The organism is Flavobacterium sp., assembly GCF_043760115.1.
In the GTDB taxonomy this organism is placed as follows: Bacteria; Bacteroidota; Bacteroidia; order Flavobacteriales; family Flavobacteriaceae; genus Flavobacterium.
Window position 1 is genome coordinate 1 of the sequence record NZ_JAYUPK010000164.1, and the last position, 4,744, is coordinate 4,744.

General features: G+C 28.2%; 3 protein-coding genes and 1 pseudogene. 2 read left to right on the forward strand and 2 right to left on the reverse strand.

Annotation, left to right across the window (positions count from 1 at the left end):
• The first annotated feature begins 466 nt into the window (after positions 1 to 466).
• Positions 467 to 1,219 carry a rhomboid family intramembrane serine protease gene (locus ACH2BC_RS13945; RefSeq protein WP_395054678.1) on the forward strand — a complete coding sequence of 251 codons (753 nt, stop codon included), beginning with the start codon at positions 467 to 469 and terminating at the stop codon, positions 1,217 to 1,219.
• 431 nt (positions 1,220 to 1,650) lie between these two features.
• Here the strand turns inward: ACH2BC_RS13945 and rlmB are convergent, their stop codons facing one another.
• On the reverse strand, positions 1,651 to 2,385 hold the full coding sequence (gene rlmB / locus ACH2BC_RS13950; RefSeq protein ID WP_395054680.1) for a 23S rRNA (guanosine(2251)-2'-O)-methyltransferase RlmB: 735 nt from the start codon (positions 2,383 to 2,385) through the stop codon (positions 1,651 to 1,653).
• An 84-nt stretch (positions 2,386 to 2,469) separates the two neighbouring features.
• A complete protein-coding gene (locus ACH2BC_RS13955; protein ID WP_395054682.1) occupies positions 2,470 to 4,056 on the reverse strand; it encodes a hypothetical protein in 1,587 nt (528 codons plus the stop codon).
• Positions 4,057 to 4,557: 501 nt separating this feature from the next.
• Between ACH2BC_RS13955 and ACH2BC_RS13960 the strand changes: the two are divergent.
• Positions 4,558 to 4,744, forward strand: a pseudogene (locus ACH2BC_RS13960) (30S ribosomal protein S12); the annotation flags it as partial.

Consider the following 4,744-nt stretch of genomic DNA (forward strand, 5'->3'; position numbering starts at 1 on the left):
CCAACCAAATGCAATTGACTTATGTAATCTTCTAATTTCTGCGGACGAATTCTCTCGGCAAGTGGTGCTTCCATGTTACAAAATTACATATTTCAATCTGAACTTGTTTCCCATTCTCATAATTAAAATTTATTTGAAGCGAATGGCTTGGGCTTTATTTAGTTTGGTAATTCCTGCTGTACGTTTCTACCGATGAAAAATCGGTATCCACTTCCATCAGGGCTAAAAACTTTTGTATTGAATATTTATTTTCTACATACTAACATTTTTCATTTCCAATCAAATTTTAATATCCTAACAGGTTTTTTTTAACCTGTTAGGTATCTTTTTCAATTCACTTTTCTAACTTAAATACCTAACAGGTTAAAAAAAACCTGTTAGGATAAAATTATAAAATCTGTCAAAATAGCAGACAAAATAAATTGGTTGTATTTTTGATGAAATAAAAAAAAATAAACCAATTTCTATGCAAGATTATTCAACATTTAAATATTCACCATCAGTATGGTTAATTCCTTTTTTATTACTTTTTACAATTTGGGCAGTTTTTATTATAGACGCTATTTTTAATTTAGATTTAAACCTGTACGGAATCCTGCCAAGAACAGTAATCGGTTTAAAAGGAATACTTTTTAGTCCGTTTCTTCATGGCGATTTAAATCATATTGCCAATAATTCGTTACCATTGTTTATTTTGACATCGGCACTAATTTATTTTTATAGAGACATTTCTTTAAAAATACTTTTCTTCGGAATTATTTTCTCAGGATTACTAACTTGGATAATTGCTCGTAATTCCTATCACATTGGCGCAAGTAGTTTAATATATGTGCTAGTTTCCTTCATTTTTTTTAAAGGATTAATTACAAGATATTTTAGGTTAATGGCGCTTTCGTTTGCCGTAGTTTTGTTTTATGGCGGAATGATTTGGTATGTTTTTCCAGGAATAGACAACACCATTTCTTGGGAAGGACATTTATCTGGTTTATTAGTTGGATTAGCTTTTGCCAAATATTTTAAAACACCCAATTACAAAAAGCAATTGGTTTACGATTGGGAAAAACCAAGTTTTAATCCAGAAGAAGATAATTTTATGAAACACTTTGACGAAAACGGAAATTTTGTAAACTCACCAAAACCAGAGGAAGAAGATGATAATTTACAAAATCAAATTAATGTATTTTATGATTATAAAGAGTTGCCAAGAGAAAATAAATAGAAATAAACAGTTTTTTAATTTCTAATTTTACTGTCTTTTTCAATTAAAAAATAAAAATTCTCAGTTATAGAATTGTTCTTTTTAATTGTTACTTTGATAGTGTCATTCAAAAGATTATTGTGAAAGTTAAAGTCACCAATTTTCAAAATATAAGATTTTACGGTGTCTTTAAATAAATATTTTGTCTCACTAAAATTATTATTTTTTATTTTTTTCAAAGAACTAATGTAAACAGAATCGTTTTTTCTGTTCCAGAAATATTATAATATTTGTATTTTGGAAAGCAAGCAATAGATATTTTTATTTTGCTGTTTGATTCATCAAGACATTTAGTTGAATGAGAATGTGGTGCAAGAGGTAATATAAAACATGAAGTGAACAGATTACAAAAAACTAATGTTAAAATAATTTTTTTCATGTGTTTTTATGATTTAACTTCTCTGACGAACGGCTTCATAAAGAAAAGCACCACAAGCCACAGAAACATTAAGCGAACCGATTGTTCCAAACATTGGAAGCTTGGCTTTTTCATCGACAATTTTTAAAACAGAAGGATTAATTCCTCTATCTTCGCTTCCCATAATTAATGCTATTGGCTGATTTAATTCAATATCGTAAATATTTTGATCTGTTTTTTCGGTTGCTGCAACAGTTTTAATTCCGCTTCCTTGAAGATAAAAAATAGCATCTTTTATGTGATCTACTTTACAAATTGGCACATTAAAAACCGCGCCAGCAGAAGTTTTTACAGTATCGCCATTTACTGGTGCCGATCCTGTTTTTTGAACTATAATTCCGTCAACGCCAGTACATTCGGCAGTTCTTATTATGGCACCAAAATTTCTAGCATCGCTAAGTTGATCTAGAATTAAAAACAATGGAACTTTACCGCTTTCTACAACGCTATCAACCAAAGTTTCTAGTTTTACAAACGTAATAGGAGCAATGGTTGCCACCGCACCTTGATGATTACTTGGGGTTAATCGGTTTAGTTTTTCTACAGGAACATAAGAGAAATTAACGCTATTTTTTTTCATAGCTTTCATTAATTCTTGCATCAAATCGCCTTGTGTGTCGCTTTGTACAAAAACTTTATCAATTTCTTTTCCTGCGTTTATTGCTTCAATAATTGCTCTAATTCCAAAAATTTGGTTTTCTTTTTCCATTTTGCAAAGGTAAACTTTTTAAGAAGGTTTAAATGTTTAAAAGTTTAAAAGTTTAATTTGAAATTTTATGAAATTTTGTAAACTTTAAAAAGTAGCTTTCAAACTAATATGAACTATAGAATTAGACAATTTTATAGCTTGATTTTTAGTGCTTCCGTTGGCATAAACTATATTAAAAAGTCCGTTTTTTGTAAGCAATCCAAATCCAAATCCAAGTCCTAAAAGATTCTCTTGTAATTCATTAGTTTTATCTTGAAAATAAGCGTAATCTATAATAGAATGTACATAAATTGATGGCGATAAAACATACCGATATTCTGTTAAAATACTAGAAAAAGTATTCGCCTGTAAGCTGTTCTCGTTAAAACCTCTAACCGAATTTATTCCGCCAAATCGATACAATTCATTAATAATATAAGAATCACTTTGTAAATAAAAATTCTGGCTTTTTATGTTAATAATGTTCTTAGGATTCAAGTAAAAATTATATTTCAAATTTAAACTTCCAAAAAACTGAGAATCACTTCCCAATTTTGCATCTCGTTTTCCTGTTCCAAATTTTACATTGAAATTTGTTTTTTCTGGAAATAAAAAATCATCGTTTTTAAATTGCAAAAATTCATAATTTGCCGTTATAAAACTATTAGTGTAATCATTTAAAGTTGGTAGATTCAAATTTTTAATATCGCTAGATTCAGCCGATTGGTAACCAATATACAACCTAGAATTATAATTAAAAAAATAACCTAAATCAAAGTTGGTTCTAGTAGTTTGAAAAGTACTGTCTTGTTTAAAAATATTCAGTTGCGCTTTCAAACCAATTGGGCTTTTAAAAATATAAGGCAATTCAACCCCAAGATTAAAAGTCTTTTGATCTTGACCATCGCTTTTCCAATACAACGCAATTTTTTCGCCAGAGTTTAAAACATTCTGTAAACTCAAATCTAAATATCCAGTAAAAACGACCTTATTTGTTTCGTCATTATTAAAACCAATAAATCCGTCAAAGGTGTTCGATTTTGTTTTTTCTAGATAAACATAAATCTTAGTAGAATCTTTAGTAAATAAAATTTCTGGATATTTTGTTTGCTTCACAAATCTAAACTGCTCAAAATCTTTAAACAATTTATCCAAATTCTGTTGATTAAAAACCTTGTTTTTGTACAATCGTTTAGTATTATTTTTATGACCATCAGGAAATTTATCATAACCATTAATCACAATATCATTCACATTTCGTTTTTCACCAAATTGTATGTTTAAATTGGCATTTACAATTCCATTAACAGTTTTAATATTCTCAAGTTTCACTTTAGCCAACGAAAAACCTTTCACTTCCAGTTTTTTTAAAGTCATATTCAAAAACCCTTCAATTTCAGTAAATGGCATCACTAAAGTATCTAATTTTAAACCTAAAAAATCGGCAAAATTTCTACCTATATATATATGTATAATTTTGTATTGTTTTCCAATCTTAAAATCATAAACAAAAGTACTATCGTTAAGTTTCACATTATTTAAAATTTCAGTTTCTAAATAGCCAATTTTCAGTAACTTATCTCTAAATAAATTAGTTTCATCAACCATTATTTTTGCATTTATATGAATTTTAGCATAACCAATAGAATCCACAATTTTATCACAAGTACTATTTTCGCTACTTATTTTCAAATACAAATTTTGCCCAAAACTATTCAGGTAAAACAAATAAATTAAAATCAATATTTTTTTTTTCATTTAAAGCAAATGGTTCGGGCTTTATCTACAATGGCAATTCCAGCTTTACATTCCAATCTCTTCGCTATCGCTACGAGGATTTCCTTTTCAAACGTAGTTCACTGAACTCCTATTAAAATAAAAGTTTTAGTGAAGTAATCTGGGCTAATAGACAAATCATTTCAATTTTTATAACAGCAGTAAAAATAACGTAAAAAAGTAAAATTTAATATAAAACAATGTAACATAATTTTGTGCACCAATCACTTTTAAAATAACCAATATTTTACAGAATATATTTCACAACATACAACTTCTATATTCCATTAAAACACAAATAATTACTAGATTTAAAAATTAATGAATTATGATTTGTTTTAGTAAAAAAAATTACTACATTTGCAACCCCTAAAAAGTGGGGATTTAATAAAATAAAGAAAAAATTAGTATTTAATTATGCCAACAATTCAACAATTAGTAAGAACAGGAAGAACTCAGATCACTAAGAAGAGTAAATCGGTTGCTTTAGATTCTTGTCCTCAAAGAAGAGGTGTTTGTACGCGTGTTTACACTACTACTCCAAAAAAACCAAACTCTGCAATGCGTAAAGTTGCGCGTGTACGTTTGACTAATGGAAATGAAG

What these genes read in the sequence shown, in the direction of transcription:
- ACH2BC_RS13945 (WP_395054678.1), top strand. Translation starts at nt 467, where the DNA reads ATGCAAGATTATTCAACATTTAAATATTCACCATCAGTATGGTTAATT.
- rlmB (WP_395054680.1), bottom strand. Translation starts at nt 2,385, where the DNA reads ATGGAAAAAGAAAACCAAATTTTTGGAATTAGAGCAATTATTGAAGCA.